This window comes from Clostridium sp. ZBS2 (genome assembly GCF_023845855.1).
In the GTDB taxonomy this organism is placed as follows: domain Bacteria; phylum Bacillota; class Clostridia; order Clostridiales; family Clostridiaceae; genus Clostridium; species Clostridium aquiflavi.
Genome location: NZ_JAMQIF010000060.1, coordinates 1 through 1610, shown reverse-complemented (window position 1 = coordinate 1610; position 1610 = coordinate 1). Strand labels below are relative to the sequence as shown.

General features: G+C 26.6%; 1 rRNA gene and 1 pseudogene. Both read left to right on the top strand.

Features of this window, described 5'->3' with window-relative positions:
* Positions 1–39: 39 nt before the first annotated feature.
* Positions 40–156, top strand: a 5S ribosomal RNA gene (gene rrf, locus NG918_RS16610).
* A 370-nt stretch (positions 157–526) separates the two neighbouring features.
* Positions 527–1152: pseudogene (locus NG918_RS16605) on the top strand (Gfo/Idh/MocA family protein); the annotation flags it as partial.
* Positions 1153–1610: the final 458 nt, after the last annotated feature.

Here is a 1610-nt window from a genome sequence, read left to right as displayed (position 1 = left end):
AAGATTCTTAACCAAATCAAGATTTGGAGAATCATAGCATCTGGTGATGATGGCATGGAAGTAACACTCCTACCCATTCCGAACAGGAAAGTTAAGATCCATAGCGCCGAAGGTACTGCACGGGAGACTGTGTGGGATATTAGGACGTTGCCAGGTAAGCTTAAAGAGATAGTTATAACAACTATCTCTTTTTTAGTATATAAAAATAATATGAAGGTAATGTTAATAATAGATAGAGTTTAATATACACTATTAAAACTTAAAATATTTTAATATTATCAATATATAGTTAGACGGCTTGACTTTTTTATCTGTAGATGAAATAAAAAAGTCCATGAGATGTTGTTCTTTTTTAAGTAAAAGTTATATATGTTAAGTGCAATACTATTTATTTTAATTAGTATTGCACTTTTTTCTTTCCTTTTATAAGTTTATCCACAACATTATAAACATTATATTGGGTTTTTATTAATAATTACTCCTTAGCAGACTTTCTTTATAGTTTATTTTTCTAACTATAACACTTAATGAAAAGCCACTTGGATTATATTTAGAAGATGCATTAGAAGCTATGAAAGCTGTAAATTCTCATTTGGAAAAAATATTTATGCTTGGATTTATGAGAAGGTATGATAAATCATATGCTTATGCTAAACAAAAAATTGAAGAGGGGTCTATAGGTAAGGTTGTCTTGGTAAGATGCTATGGGAAATAGGAGGAGCTTATGAACATAAAGAATTTGATAAAATAAATGATGCTGAAACTGTAGCCGCTATGGTTAAGTTAAAAAATGGAACTATGACACTACTTGTTGCTGGCAGAAATTGTGCTCATGGATATCATATAGAAACTGAAATAATAGGAACTAAAGGAACATTAAGAATTGGAACAACTCCAGATAAAAATTTAGTAACGGTATTTAATGATAATGGAATTAATAATGAATGTGCTGGTGGATTTTTAAAAAGATTTGAGGATGCATATTTAGCAGAGGTTAAAGAATTTGTTAATTGTGTATTAGAAAATAGAAAGCCAGTTGTTACTGTTGAAGATGGCGTCTTATCAACTATTGTTGGATATGCATGTAAAGGATCTTTTGAAATTGGAGAATTAGTTAGGGTTGATTGTTCTGAATATGAAAAATTAAAATAGCAAACTAATATACAAAATAAGTAACTTATATTAATTTATCCAAGGGAAATTAATACATTCTACATTATCAATTCATATATTTGACATATAAATACTATATTTTTTATTTAGTGTAATTGACCAATGTATATTTAATTAAATAATCAAGAAAAAAACTATAGATAAAATAGAAGTATAGTTAATAAAAAGTTGATTTACAATCTATATATATTACATTTGCTAGACTTTAATAGAATTAGAAAACTAATACTAAAATCATAAAATATTAAAATTATGATTTTAATAAGGTGATTTATGAGTTTATATAAACAAACATCAATATAACGGTTCCTAGTGTATCAGTAATTAAATAAATGAGAATTATAAAGAATTTACTAGTATTATAGAGTTAACTTTAAAATATGCATATTTATATGCCAAAGGCAATTAACATATATGGTAAGATAAAACACGTCGCT